The following is a 19002-nucleotide window of genomic DNA, read 5'->3' on the forward strand; positions in this document are numbered from 1 at the left end:
AGGGCGCGATGACCTCCGGCTACCCCTCGGACGCCACCGAGAACGCGGTGCAGGCCAACATCGTCTCCGCCGGATACGCGACCTCGAGCGGTGGCGGCGGCACGGGCGGAACGCTCACCCCCGGTTCGTCGGTCTCGCTGCGCGCGACGACGGCCTGCTGCACCGACCGCTACATCCGTCACCAGAACGACCAGGCCGTCACCTCGGTAATCAACTCGTCCAGCTCGTCGCTCGACAAGAACGACGCCACGTGGATCGTGCATAGCGGCCTGGCCGGCGGTTCGTGCGTGTCGTTCGAGTCGAAGAACTACCCCGGCGACTACCTGCGGCACCAGAACTTCCAGGTGTACCGGCAGCACAACGACGGCAGCGCGCAGTTCGCCGCGGATGCCACCTTCTGCCCGCAGAGCGGCAAGAACGGCCAGGGCACCTCACTGGCCGCCTACAACTACCCGGACCGGTTCATCCGCCACTACGCGAACACGGTCTACGTCGCCGGCGACGGCGGCTCGCACACCTTCGACAGCCCCACCTCCTGGGCCGACGACGTGAGCTGGGTCGTCGACGCGCCCTGGGCCTAGACGCCGACCGCCGCATACAGCACCGGCGAGGAGAATCCCTCATGGCAGAACGAACCACACGACCTCAGGCGGCGGGCGCCGCGACGCGCTCCGGCCTCCTCACCCGGCCGCTGCGGTGGGCCGTCGCCGCCGTCACCGCCCTGGCCGCGGCGATCGCGCTGACGGTCGCCACCTGGCCCGCGTCCGCCGCCGGCAATCCGTACCAGCGGGGCCCGGACCCCACCCTGGCCAGTGTCGCGGCGAGCCGGGGGACGTTCGCCACCGCGCAGGTCAGCGTGCCGCCCGGCAACGGTTTCAACGGCGGCACGATCTACTACCCGACCGACACCACCCAGGGGACCTGGGGCGCCGTCGCGATCGTGCCGGGCTACACCGCGCTGTTCGCCAACGAAGAGGCCTGGATGGGGCCCTGGCTGGCGTCCTTCGGATTCGTCGTGATCGGCATCGAGACCAACAGCCGTAACGACTTCGACACCGCGCGGGGCACCCAGCTGCTGGCCGCCCTGGACTACCTCACCCAGAAGAGCCCCGTACGGGACCGGGTCGACTCCGCCCGGCTGGGCGTGATCGGGCACTCCATGGGAGGCGGCGGTGTCGTCTACGCCACCGAGCACCGGCCGTCGCTGAAGGCCGCGGTCGCGCTCGCGCCCTTCTCCCCCTCGCAGGACATGTCCACCGACCATGTGCCGACGATGGTCATGGCCGGGCAGAACGACACGGTGGTCACCCCGTCCTACCTCGACGGGCTGTACGCGACCATGCCGGCCTCGGCGCAGAGCGACTTCGTCCAGCTCGCGGGCGCCGATCATGTGGCCTACACGCACCCGAACACGACCGAGATGCGGCTGCTCATCCCCTGGCTGAAGATCTTCCTTGACGACGACACGCGCTACACGCAGTTCCTCTGCCCGCTGAAGGACTCGACGGGCGTCTCGATGTACCGCGCCAAGTGCCCGTACGTTCCGCCGGGCGGGCCGACAACCTCGCCCACTCCGACGACCACACCGACGCCGCCGGACGGCGGCGCCTGCAGCGCGACCTACCGCACCGTCAACTCCTGGTCCGGCGGCTACCAGGGGGAGATCACGGTGACGGCGGGCGGCGCGGCGATCGACGGGTGGACCGTCCGGTGGAGCCTCGGCGGCGGCCAGACCGTCACCCAGGTCTGGAACGGCACGCTGAGTACGAGCGGATCGACCGCCTCCGTGGCGAACGCCTCGTACAACGGCTCGCTCCAGGCGTCCGCGTCCACCACGTTCGGGTTCCTCGCGAACGGCACGCCATCGACCCCGGCCCTCACCTGCAGCAGCCCCTGACAACGGCCGACCCACCGCCGGTTGCGGCCATCCGCTTCGGCCGCAACCGGCGGTGCGTCCCGCCCGTTCCCCGGCGGCAGGCGCGCGGGCCTGAGGCGGCGGCTCGCGGGGGTGTAGGCGAACGGCGTTCCCATCCCCTTCGCGGGAGCCCCGGCCGGCGTCAGGCCGGGGAGATGCGGAGGGCGCCGCCGCCGCGCAGGTCGAGCCGAACCTCCGTCAGCCTCCCGACGGGCCGAATCGCTCTGTCTTGATCTTGCGCGCGTCGTGACCGAGGGACAGGAGGATGTCGGCGGCCGTCTCGACGAACCCGGTCGGTCCGCACACGAAGCAGTCCGGCGCGAACTCCGCGGGCCGGCCGCCCGTGTCGAGGTCGGCGACGGTCAGCCTGCCCGGCGGGCGGCGCAGGCCCTCCGGCGCCGCACGGGTGTAAACGTGGGTGACGTCGAGGCCCGGGTCGGGCCGGCGCAGCTCCGCCGCGTAGTACCGGTCGGCGGGCGTCCGTACCGAGTGGACGAGCCGGAACGGCGTACGGCTGCCCGCCTGCCAGCGGGCGCGGATCATCGCCATGAGCGGCACGATCCCCGAGCCGCCGCCCACCAGCAGCACCGGGTTCGAGCGAACCGTCGGAGAAGCCTTCCGGCCTGCCGGAAGCCGTCCCCGCCGTGACCGCGGCGGTGCCCGCGCCGAGGTCCTCGGTCGCGGCGGCGCCTTCGGTGGCCTCCGGCGGGAGGTCTTCGAGGAAGTCGGCGGTCGGCACGAAGAAGAGCGTGCCGGTCACCGGGGTGGAGAAGTCGAGGATCCGGTCGTGGTCGCCGGGCGGGTCGCCGATGAACATGTTCTCCAGCATCTCTCGGTCACCGCCGGCGTGCGCGCGTAGCCGATGAAGTAGGTGCCGAACTCACCGCGGCCGACGTTCCCGAACGGCATGTTGTTCCGCAGGATCCGGCGTTCGGTGCCGTCGGGGTCGGTGATGGTGGTCAGGGCGACGTGGGAGTCGGACGGCTTGACGTCGTCGTCCAGCTCGATGTTCTCCAGCTTCGTACGGCCGATGATCCGCTCCTGCTCCTCCACCGGCAGGGCGTTCCAGCCCTCCAGGTCGTGCAGGTACTTCTGCACGATCACGTAGCTGCCGCCCGCGAAGGCGGGGTCCTCGGCCCCGATCAGGACGGCGGTGGCCGCGGCGGGACCCACCGGGTTCTCCGTGCCGTCGACGAAGCCGAGCAGGTCCCGCACGTCGAAGTACATTAACCCCTGGACCTCGTCCTGGACCGTCACCGCCCCGCGGAGCCGGTTCATGATCTGGGAGGCCAGTTCGAAGCACAGGTCGAGCTTCTCGGCGCGGATGTGGAACAGCAGGTCGCCGGGGGTCGCGACCGCGCGGTGCACGGCCCCGGCGACCTCGCGGAACGGGTGCAGCTCGGCGGGCCGGGGACCGTCGAACAGGCGGTCCCCGGCGTCCGACCCGATGCCGGCGACGCAGCTCAGCCGGCCGTCCGGCACCCGGAAACCGACCGACCGCGTCAGCCCGGCCAGGTCGGCCAGCAGCTCGCGTGCCTCCGGCTCACCGCCCGGATCGACCGTCAGCACGAGGAACACGGCGGCGGTCGTCAGCGGGCTCAGCACCGGCTGCGGTACGCCGCCCCTTCGGACACCGCCACCCGGATCCCCCCTTTTCAGACGCTCTCCACAGCGTGCCATGAAGGGACCCCTCCCCGCTCCCCAGGGTGGCCGGGGCCGCGTGCGGCGGCGGTTAGGCGAGCGTGTTCGCCCAGCCCCGGCGCGTCACCGTGCGGTGCCTTCGCCACGACGGCCGCGGAGCGCGCTCCGCGACGTACGTCGGGCAGGTCGTGATCGTGCGGCGGAGCGGGCCGGCTCCGGGGTCGTTGGCCTGGATCGCCAGGCTGACGAGGGACTGCAGCAGGAACAGATCGCCGACGGTGTCCAGATGAACCCGTACCCAGCCGGTGACCGCGGGGAGGTCGACGCGGCCCGAGGCGGTCAGCGCGGTGCCGAGCCGGCGGATGACCTCCTGGGTGAGGAGGACCTCGGCCACGTCCTCCCGGTGGAGATGGACGATCTGCAGGCCGCGCAGGGCCAGGGCACGGCCGGGCGGACAGTCGGCGCGGCATTCCGTCAGCGGCCAGTCCCGGAATCGGTCGATCACCAGGTCGGCGTACGAGATGGTGCGGTGTCCTGGGCTCATGGATGCCAGGGTGGCGGAATACCGGGCGGTAGAGCCGATCAGCGGGTGACCTGGTGCGTTCCACCGCTTCCTGGTTCCCTCCCGGGATTCCTGGTGCGTTCCTGGAACCCTCCCGGGCGGCGCCTTCGGTCGTACAGATGGGGACGGGAACGCGAACTTTCGGATAACTGGCGAGGCCGGCGCCGATTCCGGCGGCACTGTAGTGGGGACGCCGCGCGACGCGCGCCCGCGGCGAAAAGGTGCGAGACGGACGGAGCACGGGGCGTTGGACTCCCATGTCGGCCAGAAGGCGGAGTTCGCCCGCGACCTGGCCGCCCGTCTGGACGGCGTGGACCCGGCCGTGCTGGCGGAGCGCACCGGGCTGCTGGAGGCGACGGTCCGTGCGCTGCTGACCGGCGACGGTGAGCTGATGTCGTGGGAGGTCGTCAGCGCATGCCTGGCCGCGGCGGGCGCCGACGGTGTCGAGATGGGCGCACTGCGCGGCCGGTGGGCCGCGGCCGAGCAGGCCCTGTGGGCGGAATGGGGCGAGGAGCTGCGCACGGCCTTCGAGCGGAACGGGCACGGCAAGCCCACGAAGGCGGTCGAGGCGTACCGGGAGAAGGTCCCGTGGCGGCAGCTGACCGAGCGGTATCCGGTGACCTTCAAGCCCTGGACCGAGCCGGCGTTCGCCGCGGACCGGCGGCTGCCCGACCCGTCGGCGGCGGGCGACATCAGGGAGTTCTACGCGCTCCTGGCGGAGCTGCGGGAATGGGCGGGATCGCCCCGGCAGACGGAGATCGAGAAACGCTCGTGGGGCACGCTCCCCGACGCCACGATCAGCGCGATGCTCCAGAAGGACCGCTGGCGCTCGACCAGCGACCGGGAACGCACCAGGATCGGCCATTTCGCGCGGGCCTGCGGGCTGCCCGCCGCCGAGGTCGCGCGCTGGGTGGATGCGTACGAACGGCTCCGGCACGTCCCCCCGACGGACGACCTGGCCCGCGCCCGCGCCGAGGGAGCCGAGCTGCGGCGCCGGCTCGCCGCCGCCCGGGCCGAGGTGGATGAGCTGCGGGAACGCCTGGCAGAGGCCGAACGATCCAGGGAACCCCCGGCCGACGCCGCGGAGCTGCCGGCCCGCCCGGCGGCGGACGGCCGGCGACCCGCGGAACGGGAGTCCGGCCCGGAGGAGACGGACGGGCGGCCGCGAGAGCGATGGTCGTCCCGCAGACGGCGATCGCTGTCGGCCGCCGCCGCGGTGCTGGTGTTCGCCGCCGGTGCCGGGGCGAGCAGGCTGGCCGGCGGCGCCACATCCCCGGCGGAACGGTCCGAGTGCTTCTCCGGAACCCTCCACCTTGTCGGCTCGACCGCCTTCGAGCGGACGGCCGACGTCCTCCGGCGAGGTTACGAGGCCCGGTGCCGAAACGCCAGGATCGCGGTGAGCTCCATCGGGTCCAACGAGGGGGTACGCGCCCTCACCGCCGAGAACGCCGCCTCGACCATCGCGATGCACGACGGCTACCTCGGATCCGACTCCGACGAGATCAGGCTCCGGGGGTTCCGCGGTTACCCCGTCGCGCTGGTGGCCTTTGCCGTCATCGCCAACAAGGACACCGGTGTGACCGGCCTGTCCCTGCGTGACCTGCGTTCCATCTACGCGCCGGACGGCCCCACTAACTGGAAGTCGATCAAGGGCGGCAGCGACCTGCCGATCCGCCTGGTCAGCAGGACCGAGGGATCGGGAACGCGCGGCATCTTCGAGGAGCACGTCCTGCGCGGACCCGAGCCGGACCTGTCGTCCAGCGACTGCCGCCGCAAGGACGAGCTGCGCGCCGCGCTGCACGCCGTACGGTGCGAACGCAGCAGCCAGGGCCAGGTACTCGACACGGTCGACACGGTCTCTGGCACGATCGGGTACGCCGAGGTGCACGTCGCCTCGGACACCCGCCGCTACCCCAACGTGCGCATTCTCGCCCTGGACGGCAGGATGCCGACGGCGTCGCCGACGATGGACCGCTACCCGTTCGTCGCCCCGGAGGTCTTCTACACCTACGGGCCGCCGCCGAACGGCAGCGCCGCCGCGGCGTTCCTCACCTTCCTCGCCGGTGAGGACGCCAGGAGGTTGCTCCGGCAGGCGGGCACGCCCGTCTGTGTCGGTCCGGGCCCACTGATCTCGGATCCCTGCCAACCGAACTGAACCAGCAGGTCACGCCCGGATGATACGGCGACAACGTCGTCTCATCAGCCGGCGCGCCGCTCGGGATCGGGAGGCCACGCGGAGCCCTCGGGCCGGTCGGCGGGACCGCGCGGATGGCCGATCCGTCGCTCCCGCTGATCGAGCTGCCCGCGGGCCGTGTCCGCCGCGCGCCGGGCCTCCGCCCGTACGCCCGGGTCCTCCGCCAGCGCCGCGGCGTGGTCGAACCAGAGCGCCGCCTCGGCGTACCGTTCGTCCTCGCTGCAGCGGTGGCCGGCCGCGAACGCCGCGTCGACCAGTTCCTCACGGGCGATGAGCGGGCCGGCCGCCATGAGGTGGTGGGCTACGCGCAGTGGGTCACGGCGCGGCAACTCGGCCAGCGCGCGGGCCGCGGCCGCGTGCAGCGACTGTCTGCGGGCCGGGGTGAGGTCCTGCAGCACGAGCTCGCGGAGGAGGTCGGGCATGACGTACCGCCCCGGACGGCCGGGGTCCATGCCGTCCTCCCAGTTGAGCATCCGCACGGTGACGGCCGCGTCGATGAGGAACAGCAGCTCTTCGCGGCTGACGGCTTGGATCCGGAACAGGAGCTCGGGGTCGAGTTCTCCGCCCGTCACCGCGATCGCCTGCAGCATCCTCAGCACGCGTTCGTCCAGCAGGTCCATGCGCGCGCGCAGCACCCTGCTGACGGACGCGGGAAGCCGCGCTCCCGGTCCCGTCCATGCGTCATGGGGCAGCTCGAGGATCTCGGTGATGAGGAAGGGGTTCCCCTCGCCGCGCCGGTGCAGCTCGGCGGCCTCTTGCCGGTGGAGTTCGCCGCTTGGCACGCTCGGGTCCAACCGGGCGGCCCGGCGCCGCATCAGCTCGTGGACGTCCGCGACGGTGAGCGGGTCAAGCGGCAGCAGGGTGGCGTGGGTCTGCCGGACGAGCAGCGCCAGGAGTTCGCGCAGGCCCGGGTCATCGGTGTCCTGCGTCGTGCAGACGACGATGAGCGGCACGTCCCGCAGCAGTGTGGCGTAGCCGCCGAGCAGGTGTCGCATACGAGCGCCGACCCGATGCAGATCCTCGATCAGGAAGAGGGTGGGCTGCCGGGTCAGCCGCTCCGCCAGCTCGCCGGCGATCGCCTTGGATCCGCCCTCCAGGCGGAGGTCCGGGTACACCGTCGAGAGCAGCCGGCCGATGACGTCCGACCCGTCCCCATCGCCCTTCTCCCAGATCGGGTCGGCGCCGCACCGGACCCATACGGTCTCGAACCCGGCGTCCGCGGCGCGGGTCGCGAACTCCTCGGCCAGCCGCGTCTTGCCGATGCCCGCCTCCCCCGACAGCACCACCCAGTGGGTACGGCCCTGGCCCGCGTCGCTCAGGATCTCGTCGAACCGGGCCAGTTCGCCGGATCGGCCGACGATGGACGACGAGACCGTGCCCGCCGAGGGCGTCACCGACAGGCCGGGCGCGGTGTGCGAGCGGGAGAGGGCCAGGGCCGCGACGTCCTGGCGGAGCACCGCCACGTGAACGTCACTGAGCTCGGGTCCCGGCGCGGCACCCAACTCTTCGGCGAGCAACGTCCGGATCGCCGCGAAACGTTGGAGCGCCTCCGCGGGCCGGCCCGCCAGGTACAGGGCGCGCATCAGCAGCGCCCACGCGGCCTCGCGAAGGGGAGCCCGAGCGGTGAGCTCCTCGGCGATGACGGCCGCCTCATCGGGACGGCCCTCGTGGAGGAGAACGGTGGCGTGCAGTTCCTCCGCCACCAGCCGGATCTCCTCGAGCCGGGCGATCTCCCGCTCGGCGAAGGCGTAGCCGGCGGCGTCGGCCAGCGCGGTGCCACGCCACAGGGTCAGTCCGCGCTGCACCGCCCGGCGGGCCTCGACGAGCCGTCCGCGCGTCAGCAGCCCGCGCGCGTGGTTGACCGCCTCCTCGAACCGGGTCGAGTCCCGGGTGTGGGGCGGAGCGTCGAGTGTGTACCCCGCCGGTCCGCTGAGCAGGACGGTGTGGTCTCCCCGCCGCGCACGGTCCGGCTCCAGCACGGCGCGCAGCCGGCTGATGTGTGCGTGGATGGAGGACAGGGCGCCCGCGGGCGGACGCCCTTCCCAAAGGTCCTCGCGCAGACGGTCCACCGACACGGGACGGCCGCCCGCGATCAGCAGCCGGGCGAGGAGGACCCGCCGTTTAGGCGGGCCGAGGTCGAGCTCGGTGTCGCCCGACCAGACTTCCAGTGGGCCCAACAGCACGAACTTGAGGTGATCGGTCAATCGTTCGCCTTCCACAGCATGGGCGTGTTTCCCTGCTCGGCCGGCTCAGGGCATGGTTCGAACGTCGGCACACATGCCGGTCATGGTGGTACGGACGAGGACGCGCATGATCGTCGCGAAGGTCGGTCCGGTCACCCGCCGCTCGACCATGACCAACCGTCGCTGCCGCCGCATCGGTGGATCTGGAGCGGCTTACCGGCGGCGCCGGAGCGTCCCCCCACCCCGAGGCAGAGCCCGTGACTCGCGGCGTTATGGATCTCGTACAGGCTGCCGCGGACATGCGTCAGGTACCAGAGTTGGTTGTCGCCCTTCGTGGGCCTGCAGTAGTCCTGGTCCACCGCGGTGCCGGACCTCCCCGCCCCGGTGCCGTGCAGGTCCATGCAGGCTTCGCTCTTGGTGTTACGGATCGTGAACAGCGCGCGGCCGCCCGGCCCGTTCAGCCCGTTCTCCACTCTGAGCGACCAGACCTGGTTGTCGGTGTCGCCGGGCGTGCAGTCACCGGTCTGGAGGTTCAGGCCGGCCCACTCCCTGTCGTAGCCCGGCACGTCGGCGCAGCTCCCGCCCACGACGTTCTTCAGCAGCACGTTCGCGACGCCTCTGAACCCGTCCCTGGACTGGGCGGTGACGCCCTGTCCCGCCCCGGCGTTCTTCTTGGTCGGCGCGGGCATGGCGATCCTCGCCGAGGCGGACGGCGACGCCGACCGGGACGACGACGCGGACGGTGACCCGGACGGTGACACGGTGGGGGTCGGTGTGACGGGCACGTACGCGCCCGGCGCCGCCGGGCCGTCGCCGGTCATGACCCTGTTCGCCGCCACGGTGGTGCGCTGCTTCTTGCCGTCGTGGGATCCGGTCCCGACCAGCAGGATCGGGATCGCGAGCAGGACCACTCCGCCGATCGCGACAGCGGCCAGTACCGGTTTGCGCGGCCGGTCCGGCGGCATCTCATCGCCGGCCGCCGCAGCACCGTCCGGTGACGCCGACGCCGCCGCGACGTTCCGCAGCCACGTGCCGCGCTTCGCCTTCTTCCCGGCCTTCTCCTTCTCGCCTTCCTCGCCGCCGGCACTGTCGTCCTTCGCGCCCGCCTCGCCGCCGGCCGTCGGCTCCGTGCCCTCATCCGGGGACGGTGCCGGTTCCGCGGTGTTCCCGGCATCTTCCTCGGCCGCGGCCGGTCCTGGGGCATCGGCGTCGGTGTTCTCGTCACCGGCGGGAGCGGACTGCTCGCTGTCCCCCTCGGACGCGGACCCGGCGGTCGGCACCCGCTCCTTCGCGGGCGTGGTCTCGGAGGCCCGCTCCCGCGCCGACGCGGAAGCGAGGGCCGGCGCCGTCTCGTCCGCGACCTCGGAGGCGGGCGCCAGGTCCTCCGCCGCCTCCACGTCCGTCACCGGCATCTCGATCGGTCGGCGGATGTGGAGCGGCTGCGTACGGTCGTCGGGTCTCGACTGGGAAGGCACGATATGTCTCCTTGGAATCTCGTATCAGAACGCGGACGGGGCCGGTGGTTCACCGGGTCTGCGGGCGGCCTCCTACCGGCCCGCGGCTTCCCCCAGTGGCTCCGCGCAGCGGACCGGCCAGGCGGCCGGAGACGTTCCTCCGGCCGTGGGCTCCTGCCGGCGCAGCGCTTCGTCGAGCCGTTCCAGAGCCGCCCGGTCCGCGTCACCGAGCACTCCGGGCCGATCGCCGGTCTCGGTCTCCGATCCGGCGCGGACGATCTCGCTGAGGAGGACGATCGGAGCCTGACCGGCGGACCGTACGCCGAGCACCCGGAAGGCCGTTCCGGGCGGGAACACGATCTCGTCCGCCACCGCACCGTGCCCGGACGCGACCAGCGGGCGCACCCGCCGACCGGTCGCGGACCAGATGACGTATCCCCCCGTCGCGGTGGTCAGCCCCGCCGCCTGCCCGATCGGCAGCGCGCTGACCGGCCCCGGCCCGTGCAGCACCGTCCCCGGTGCGAACCGCTCCAGGTCGCCGTCGGCGGGCAGCCCGCCGCGCACGGCGGCCCCCCGGTACGACGGCAGCCGGCTCAGGCCGGAGGCGAGGCAGGCCAGGTACGCGTGGGGGAGCGCGGCTCCGCCCGATGCCCCCGGCTCAGGGCCGTCCGGCTCGCCGAGCCCGCCCGACAGGTGGACGTGCACCGCGACGAGATCGGTCCGCGCCGCGTCCGCCTGCCCACCGCGCAGCGCGGGCATCTGCGTCATCGCACGGTTCACCGCGGCGCTGTGCCGCTCCCAGACCGGTTGTACGAGGGACCGGAACTCCGCGCGTTCCGTCTCCGTACTGCGGCGGAGGGGTTTCGCGACGGGTCCGGGCCGCGCTCCCCCGGCGGTCGGAGCGGGACCGGCCCGGTGCTCGCCAGGTGACGATGAGGGCGTGACCGGAGCCGCCGGAGCGGCCGGGGCCTCGGCGGCCGGAGGACGCGGCGGGGGCGTGGGCTGCAGCACGGAGGCGACCAGAGGACCGGGGGCGACCGGAGGCCCCGGGCTCGGTGCCGGTTCCGGGTCCGCGCCGTGGGGCCGTGGCGCCGATGGTTCCGGCGCGTGTGACGGCTCCTCGTTCAGGGGCGGCGTGTTCGGGCGCGGTGCGGAACCTTCCGCCACGTGCTCGGGAGGACGCGCCCCTCCCCTGGTCTGCGGCGCGACAGGGGACGCAGGAGCGACCGGGACCGACGGCGCCGCCGGAGACCCGAGGGTCGCCGGGGCGTGCGGGGCCGCCGGGAGCTCTGGAGCGAGTGCCGGTCCCGTGAGCGTGCTCGGGGCTTCGGGCGCGGCCGGCTCCTTCGGCCTGATCGGAATCATCGGGATCCTCGCCAGGTGCGGCGGGAGTGGTCTCGCCCCCTGCTCCTGCCTCGGCCGGGTCGGCGTCGGCGGATCGGCACGGTTCGGATCCTCGGCCGTGGAGATGGCCGGCGCCGGTGGTTCCGGCCGGTGTGACGGATCGTCGCTCGAGGGTGGCGCAGGGCGTTCCGCCGCGTCCGCCGGAGGATCCGCTCGCAGAAGGTCCGAAAGGTCCTCGCGCACGGATCCGGGCGAGCTCGCCTGCGCGGGCCGTGGGACGGGCGGCGGACCTGCCTGCGCGGGGCGTGGGAACGCGACGCGGTCAGGAAGGGTCACTCGCGTGGGCGGAGCGGACCCGTCGGCGTCCGGTCCGGCGGCGCTGACCGGTACGGGTGCCGCGTGTTCGGCCGCGGAGGCGGAGCTCTTCGTCTCCACCGCCGGTGCGGGCGTGGACGGTTCCGCTCGCGGCGGGGCGGTGCGCGGCGTCGTGACGGTTCGTACGGTGGGCGGCGCGGGAGCGGGCGCGTCCTCGACCGGTTTCGGTTCCACGAGTGACACGTTGTGCTCGATGGCCAGCCGGAGCAGGCCGAAGGCTCCGTCGTCCGGCCCTCCTGGTTGTGCGACCCGGTGCAGGGCGACGAACTTACGGACGTCGGCCCCCAGGCCGGAGAGCAGGCGGGACAGGCCGGCGAAGAGCGCGTCGTCCGCCGGAGCGCCCCGGAGGTTCACCTCGATGGCCAGCTCTTCCGGTGCCACGGGCCGTCCGGCGAGAGTAGGCGGCTCGCCGTGCGGTCCCACCAGCAGCCCCGACCTCGTCACGGCGACTTGCCAACGATCCGAAAGGCGGATGACGCCGGTGTCCGTCTGGGCGCCTTCGGCGAGAGGCGAACGCCAGCGGAGCAGCCGGGGCGCGGCAGGACCGTCCGTGCCGTCGGCACCGTACGGCCGGCAGGCGACGGTCTCGACGAACGGCGCCCAGGTCGGCTCGGCGTCGGCGCCGATCAGGACCGGCCGGACGACGGTCTCGGCGCCGGCGCCGATGACCAGCGGGAGACCGGTCCACACCTCCACCTCATCGCCCAGGATCTCGGCGATGTCCTGGGCGACGGACAGGAGGTCCACGGGGCCGCACGGAGCGAGCCGGACCGCCGAACGGGTCGGGGCGGGCAGGGCCGTCAGCAGGGAGGCGATCTCCTCGGCCGGTACCTCCGCGTCGCCGCTGAGCCGGGACGCGCCGACCAGGACGGTGAGGTGGTCGGCGTCCACCGGAGTGGAGTAGCAGAGATTCGCTCCCCAGGCCCGCGGCTCCCGCGCCGACCGTACGAGGAGGCCGGCGGGGACCTGCTCCACGACGTAACCGCCCGCGGTACGGCTGGGCAGCCGGGTGACGGCGGGCTGCCAGACCGGCGCCGGGCTGCGCGGCCCGAGGGGCACCGGTTCGGCGCCGGGTGTGAAGGACTGCCAACCGTGACCAGGTCCGGCGGCGTCCTGGGCGAGCAGGGAGCCACCGGGCAGGATCAGGACACCCCCGTCCGGAGCGATCACCTTGATGCCCCAGGCGTCGGCGATGCGCTGCGCTAGGGCGGGACGCCCGGTGCGCCGAGCGCCCGCGCCCGACAGCACCAGCCGGATCGCGGTGACCCCTTTGGCCCGCAGAGAGTCGAGCACGGCACCGAGCCGGGCCCAGAGTTCGCCGTCCGCGCCGTCCGCGCCGACGACGAGCGTGAAGTACTCATCGGCGCCGGCGAGGGCGCGGGCGAGTTCGGCGACGTCCTCACGCCGTGGCGCCACGTCCGGTGCGGAGCGCAGCAGGATCAGACCGTCGTACTCGTCGACCACGACCGCCGCCCGTCCGCTCGCACGGGCGGGGCCGCGGTCCCCTGACCCGGTCGGGACGGCGGCATCCTGGCCGCCCTGTCCGGACCGGCGGCTGACCGCCCTTCTCCAGCGGGTCACAGATCACCTCCCGCGACGGCTTCGGCCGCGGTGAAGGACCACTCGGTCACCGGATCCGTCACCGCGCACCTCCTTCGGGTTACGCACAGCGATCCGAGGTCACCTCTCGGTCCGCGGAGGCGATTCGGCGAGAGATGGCCTCGCATACGCATACGGACGCGGTGCCGCTTTTGGTTCAACTCAAGCGACCGAATTCTCGCGGTCCCGGCCGTTGTGCCCGTTTCCTCTGGTCACGGACCTCAACGACGGCTGCGGATGAGACCGGAATCGGGTCTTATGACCGACCGGGAGCGGGTTCAGGCTCCCGGTCGCCCCTGAGATTCAGACTCCTCGACGGCCGGAAAGGTTCAGGACTCCTCTCCGGCCGGGGCGCCGCCGACGGTGGCCGGACGCGCCGCGGGCGGGACCTCCACCGCCTCATCGTCGACCCCCCCGGTGTCCGACTCCCGATCACCGGTCTCGCCGGTGTCCGTACCGACCTGGTCCAAAGCCTCCACGAGCACGCCGGTCTCCACCGTCATGCTCACCGGGCCGGAGGGGTTGAGGTAGAGGACGTGCCCCTCGGGCAGTGCGTCGACCAGCTCCCACAGGTCCATCAGCTCGAACGCCAACCGGCCGGCGGCGTGCAGGTAGACGGGTGAGGTGAAGACGGGGACCACCGGGGTCGTTCCGTCCGGTGCCGTCGCGGCCACCGGGTCGCCGTCGGGAGTGACGAAGACCGCCACCTCCCCCATCGCGGCCAGCGCCCGGGGCACCGCATCGCCGGGACCGTAGCCGGTCGCCGCGAGCTGCACCGCCGCGTCCACGTCATCGGCCGGCTCGGGCCAGCCGAGGGCCGCCGGCGACGGCCGGTACTCCTCGTTGTCCCGCCACTCGACGATCTCGCCCTCCGGGCTCGACCGCCACTGGCCGACCACGGCCCAGGAGGGAGGTCCGCCCTCACCGGTCCAGGCGGGATCGACCATCCCCAGCCAGTGGTCCGGGGCGAGCCGGGCGGCTTCCCGGATCGAGTCGGGGATCGGGGGCATGTCCTCTGTCGTCATGATTCCAACCAGGTGATGTAGAAGCCCGAGAAAGCAGACCGGAATCCCTGCACCGTGAGCCGTGGAGGATGCAGCCGGTTCCACGGGTTGTGGAGTTGAATACGTCCCGCGCCGTCCACGCCGACGACGTCGTAGTAATGGCCTGCGAGAAGGCCGGCAGCGAGTAGCTGATCATCGCCTTCCTCCGGCGAAGAGGTGCCGACCACGATCGGCCGGTTGCCGCGGAGCGCTGCGCGGAAGCCGTCGAGGAGCTGTCGATCGGCGTCGGGACCCGAAGCTTCGAAGAAACCCGGGATCTCCAGGAACGCCGACGGCCGGCCGGTCAGCTGAGCGAGCGCCTCGGCGCCCTCCTCCTGAAGCCCGCCCTGGTTGAGGCGACGGTATCCCCGCGGCACGGCATCCTCATCTTCTCCCATCGACGCCCACCCGTCGATCCATCGCTGCCATCGTTCGGCGCTCCAGGTCTCGTCGAGCCCGGCGAAGGCCTTCTCCAGGATCGGCGCCCACGCCGTTCCCGAGCCGCGCGCGAATGCGGGCGTCCCAGGGTCGTCGGTGAAGATCGGGAGATCGGGTGTCACGGTGAGGGAGATGAGCCTTCCGGTCGGCCGGTAGAAATCGTCCTCCTCGACGTACTCCGTCTCGTGCAGAAGCACTTGGTAGTTCCCGTCCGGGGTCTCGCGCATCCGATCGCTGATCATGCGCGGGTGCCGCGCCGCGACCGCGCCGATCAGGGTGATCAGCTGGCAGTCGTCGAGCCCACCCTGATGGATCTGCTGGCGCGTGGGAACCCCGTCGAACAACGGTACGCGGGTACCGTCCGCGTACTCCAGGGGCCTCCCGTAGTCGTCGGGGATCGACTCCGGGTCGTCGTTCAGGTCCTGGAATTCCGGACGCCGCACGACGGCCGTCAGCCGGCCCGTGCCGGTGGCGGTCGACGCGTTGTGGAAGACGGGATCCGGCAGGGTCGCCGGACCGGGCAGGTTCGATGCCCCGGTCAGCACCAGCCGCACGCCCAGCGCCTGGGCCGCGGAGTCGAGGGCCGCCAGCATCTCCGCCCGCGTCTCGGGCGTGAGCAGCGGGCTCTCCAACGCCAGCCGGAACCGCTGGATGGGGGTGAGACTCTCGACTGACAGGGTCCCGCCTCCCAGGACCGCCTGGGTGTGCTGGACGGTCGTCAGCGGGATCCCCGCGCTCTCCAGGTCCTGGACCCGGACGGTTCCGCCTTCGTCGAAGAGCCGCGCCGGCTCCGGCAGGATCTCCTCGGTCAGACCCGCCATCAACCGGTCGAACGGTGAGCCTGTCGCCGCGGACGGGTCACCGAGCGCGCTCTCGTCGTCCCCGGTCCGCAGGAGGGACGACCTCTGGTCCAGCGTTCGTGCCAGCGCCCTGCCGAGCGTCTCGCCCTCCAGCGGAGCGACCCGCAGTTCGACCAGGTCCCCGCCGGAGCCGGCCGGGGAATCGGCGGCATGGCGGTCGGCGCCTCCGCCCGGCTCCACCCGCGCTGCAGCGGGGTAATGGTCGACGACGTCTCCGCCGGGGCGGTAGACGCGGCCCGGCAGGGCCCGGCCGCCGGCGTCCGGCAGCAGGTTGATCGCGTCTGGCGTCGGCGCGACCCGGCCGGTCCCCTCGAAGATGGTCAGACGGTAGTCCCGGGCCACCCGCCTCAGTTCCGGGGACGGCGCGACGCCGGCCTCCGTACAGCGCAGGAGGAACAGCGTGGTGAAGCCCCGGCTGACGATCTCCCGTGCCGTGGCCCTGACGACGCCCACCTCGTCCGGCGGCGGCTGCGAGCCGTGCCACGCCAGGAGATACACGCCGGATCGGTCACCGAGCGGCACTTCCAGCGGTACAGCCACCTCCCGGCCCGGTGTCCCCGACCAGGACCAGAACTTCGCGTTCCGCAGGTCGCCGTAGAAGGGCGAGCGGAGCCGCAAGGCCTCATCGGGGAAGTACACGCGTCCGACGTCCTCCCCGTCCGAGGAGCGGACCTCGTGCCACCGCGGTCGGCTCACGGGGAAGACGTCCGGAGCGGCCTGCCCCACGCCTGCGTGGTCACCGGCGTGCACCGGGCCGGCGACGGCGAGCTCCACGTCGTTCGCGTACTCCCGGCGCGGAGCCCGGTTCCGGCGTTCGGCGCCGGAGTCCGCCAGGGAACCTGCGGCATGGCGGTCGACGCCTTCGCCCGGCTGCATCCGGGCCGACTCATCCCGCAGCCCCGCATCCGGCACCCCCGAACCGCTCCCCGAACCCTCCGCAGGCTCCCAATCCATCTCCGACCCCGCAGCGGAGGAAGACTCCGCCCGCAGTCTCTCAGCGGCAGTTTCGGCGTCGGCCGTCTGCACGCCACCCGCCACAGTCTGAGCGTCCTGCCTCATCGGAACGAAACGCACGCTCGGCCCGAAACCCAAGGCCCTGTTCTCGCCTATTCCGGATTGCACGATCAGCCGAGGAACCTTCAGATCGTCCCCAACAGCACGACGGAGCGTATTCAGGCTCGATCTGAAGTTGCTCGAGTCCTCCGGGAGCCCTCCCCAGGCCTGCAGGTCGGCCACCGGTATGGGCTTCTCGTGGTCCAAGTGGTACCAGGCGATGCACTCCAGCATCCTCCACGAGTGGGTGCTGAGCGTGGCCGGATTCCCGTTTTTGAGGACCTCGCCGCCACTGAAGTCGATCTCGAGATCTCCGATCTGCAGCCTTCTCCTCAGCCTAGGTCGTTCTGGCGGCCCGAAACGGAAGGCCGGCTCCATGCCTGCAGCGACTTCAACGATCAGCCGAGGCCAATACGTGATGTCCCCGATCAACCGACGAACGTTCCGAAGGAGCTTGTAGAAGTACGAGATAACGACATCCTTGCCCGGCCAGACCGCCCGCATTATCTCGCTTTGCGGCAGGGTCTCCCCGCGGTGCTTGATGAAGTGCTTCAACATGTCCCACGCGCCGTCGGCCACCGAAATCCGCTCTGCGCCCTTGCAGACCACGACCTCGGCCGAGTTCGTCGTCTCGACATCTCCGGCCTGCAACGATCGCACAGCGGCAAAGAACCTCCCATTCCGCTCCACCACCAAAACACCCACCGGCCAATCATGCCCATACCGGCGAACCCCGCCATCGGCCCACACAACCGTGACCGGCACCAAGTGCCGCCCCACCACCATCGCCTTAATGTCATTGAAAGGACCTCCACGTGCCTCGCCGCGCTCCAGCCGCCCACGGAACTGCTCCAGCAACCCCGGAGCCGGCATGTCCTCATCGGCCGCCTTCTCCCTCACCCACTCATCCAAGTCATCCACACTGGCAGGGACATCCACCACCCCGGCAGCGCGCAACGACCCCAACAAGGCCTCATCGAACCCATCGCTCACAACCCCCACCGCCGGCTCCAAGAACAAACCCATCCCCTCGAACACAGCACCCCACTCACCAACCAGCACAACAACCTCCGCGCCCGCCGAAGAAGAAGCCTCGTGCCCCAATGCCTCCGTCCCCGGACCGGCCGCCGCATCCGACGCATATTCGACGTCTGAGAGATGCTGCCGTACAGCGTCCTCACCGAACTCCACGCCCGTGAGATCTCCGGCCCGTACCGCCGCCCCTGGACCGGCCCCCGGTTCCGAACGCCCCAGGTCTCCCGCCGCAGGATCCCACGAAAACGATGGTCCCGAAGTTCCCGGTTCCGGAGTGCGCAGAGAATCGTCCCCGTAGCCGAAGAAGTCAACTTCCATTTCTGTACTTCCGGCTTCAGGCCCAACCCACGCCGACGAATCCTCCGCAAATCCGCCACCGAAATCAGCTTCATCAAAGCCCGGAACAGCCGGCATCGACCCAGCGTCTGAGGAATCCGGTCGCACGGCGGCGGAGGACCGAATATCGGCATCTCCCGCAGATCCACCCTCCACGGCACTACCAGACGCAGCCCCTACCTCCGTAGCCTGGGCCCCGCGCACCACAGCCCGGGCTTCGGCCCCCTCACCAATCCCCCTGATAGCTTCCACCGGCCCAACCGACCCCGCGCCCGCCGGAGAAGGAGCCGCGGCGGCAGATCCCCCACCGAGATCAGCACCACCGTCGGAGCCCGGAACGGCCGACACCGACTCAGCGTCTGAAGAATCCGGATCCAGGGCACCATCCCAGGCCGATTTCAGCTCACCGGCCATTCTATAGAAAATGGCACGACCGTTGCCGTAGCCGTGATTGTCCTTCGACTCATCCCACAGTCTCTTGATAGTCACCGTCTTCTCTGCCAGGTCTTCGACGCGCTGCTCCAGCAGCCTCAAGACCGCGTCACTCACTCCCTTCTTCGCCCAGTTATCGCGCCAATCGGCCAGCGCGCCACTGGACTGGAAATTCACTCGCCGCAGTTGCGCAGCGGCCCCCACTTCCAGTTCCGGCCCGAACCGCACGGACCTGCCGACTACAACGATCAGATGAGGATGATCCAGGTCATCCCCAATCTTTACCCGGAGCTTGAAAATGACCTCCAAGAGACCCGAATCTGGGATTTTTACCCCGCTCAAGAACATGTGGATCAGGTCAGCTCGCGGCACGCGCTTCCCGTGATGCTGGACGAGGTACTTGAAGACCTTCCACTCGAGGCCGGACAGCTCGATCGGCTTTTTGCCCTTACGGACCTCGCCACCGACCACATCGATCGTGAAATCTCCGACCCGCACCAGCTCCACCGCGCGTTCCGACGCCCGCAGTTCACGCGGT

Annotated in this window: 10 protein-coding genes and 1 pseudogene; 3 read left to right on the forward strand and 8 right to left on the reverse strand. The window is 71.6% G+C overall.

The annotated features are described in order from the left end of the window. Together NE235_RS36575 and NE235_RS36580 are read left to right on the forward strand one after the other, a co-directional pair. The coding region (locus tag NE235_RS36575; RefSeq protein ID WP_252811419.1) for an AbfB domain-containing protein at positions 1–581 on the forward strand (581 nt) is incomplete at its 5' end. A gap of 41 nt (positions 582–622) precedes the next feature. After that, a complete protein-coding gene (locus tag NE235_RS36580; RefSeq protein WP_252811421.1) occupies positions 623–1897 on the forward strand; it encodes a poly(ethylene terephthalate) hydrolase family protein in 1275 nt (424 codons plus the stop codon). Between the two features lie 216 nt (positions 1898–2113). On the opposite strand, the gene NE235_RS36585 is transcribed toward NE235_RS36580, so the two are convergent. The 3 genes and pseudogenes from NE235_RS36585 to NE235_RS36600 all read right to left on the reverse strand — a co-directional run bounded on the left by NE235_RS36585 (position 2114) and on the right by NE235_RS36600 (position 4100). Then, positions 2114–2503, reverse strand: coding sequence for a ferredoxin reductase domain-containing protein (locus tag NE235_RS36585; RefSeq protein ID WP_252811423.1), 390 nt, complete (start codon positions 2501–2503; stop codon positions 2114–2116). A 196-nt stretch (positions 2504–2699) separates the two neighbouring features. Continuing rightward, positions 2700–3595, reverse strand: a pseudogene (locus NE235_RS36595) (Dyp-type peroxidase); the annotation flags it as partial. 52 nt (positions 3596–3647) lie between these two features. Next, on the reverse strand, positions 3648–4100 hold the full coding sequence (locus NE235_RS36600; RefSeq protein ID WP_252811425.1) for a luciferase domain-containing protein: 453 nt from the start codon (positions 4098–4100) through the stop codon (positions 3648–3650). Positions 4101–4365: 265 nt separating this feature from the next. Between NE235_RS36600 and NE235_RS36605 the strand changes: the two genes are divergently transcribed. Then, positions 4366–6273, forward strand: a complete 1908-nt coding sequence (locus NE235_RS36605) for a substrate-binding domain-containing protein (RefSeq protein WP_252811427.1) — start codon at positions 4366–4368, stop codon at positions 6271–6273. A 44-nt stretch (positions 6274–6317) separates the two neighbouring features. Here the strand turns inward: NE235_RS36605 and NE235_RS36610 are convergent, their stop codons facing one another. The 5 genes from NE235_RS36610 to NE235_RS36630 all read right to left on the reverse strand — a co-directional run bounded on the left by NE235_RS36610 (position 6318) and on the right by NE235_RS36630 (position 18971). Further along, the gene (locus tag NE235_RS36610; protein ID WP_252811429.1) at positions 6318–8516 is read right to left on the reverse strand and encodes a BTAD domain-containing putative transcriptional regulator; all 2199 of its coding nucleotides are present in this window, start codon (positions 8514–8516) and stop codon (positions 6318–6320) included. A gap of 131 nt (positions 8517–8647) precedes the next feature. After that, positions 8648–9970, reverse strand: coding sequence for an RICIN domain-containing protein (locus NE235_RS38535; RefSeq protein ID WP_252811431.1), 1323 nt, complete (start codon positions 9968–9970; stop codon positions 8648–8650). Positions 9971–10042: 72 nt separating this feature from the next. After that, the gene (locus tag NE235_RS36620; protein WP_252811433.1) at positions 10043–13249 is read right to left on the reverse strand and encodes a hypothetical protein; all 3207 of its coding nucleotides are present in this window, start codon (positions 13247–13249) and stop codon (positions 10043–10045) included. A gap of 347 nt (positions 13250–13596) precedes the next feature. Continuing rightward, positions 13597–14292, reverse strand: a complete 696-nt coding sequence (locus NE235_RS36625) for a type VII secretion system-associated protein (RefSeq protein ID WP_252811434.1) — start codon at positions 14290–14292, stop codon at positions 13597–13599. Beyond that, a complete protein-coding gene (locus NE235_RS36630) occupies positions 14289–18971 on the reverse strand; it encodes a hypothetical protein (protein WP_252811436.1) in 4683 nt (1560 codons plus the stop codon). Before NE235_RS36630 ends, NE235_RS36625 begins: the two co-directional genes overlap by 4 nt. Positions 18972–19002: the final 31 nt, after the last annotated feature.

This window comes from Actinoallomurus spadix, from assembly GCF_024055725.1.
Classification (GTDB): domain Bacteria; phylum Actinomycetota; class Actinomycetes; order Streptosporangiales; family Streptosporangiaceae; genus Actinoallomurus; species Actinoallomurus spadix.

Excerpts from the sequence above, each read along its gene's own strand:
- NE235_RS36625 (WP_252811434.1), bottom strand. The coding sequence starts at position 14,292 with ATGACGACAGAGGACATGCCCCCGATCCCCGACTCGATCCGGGAAGCC.
- NE235_RS36600 (WP_252811425.1), bottom strand. The coding sequence starts at position 4,100 with ATGAGCCCAGGACACCGCACCATCTCGTACGCCGACCTGGTGATCGAC.
- NE235_RS36580 (WP_252811421.1), top strand. The coding sequence starts at position 623 with ATGGCAGAACGAACCACACGACCTCAGGCGGCGGGCGCCGCGACGCGC.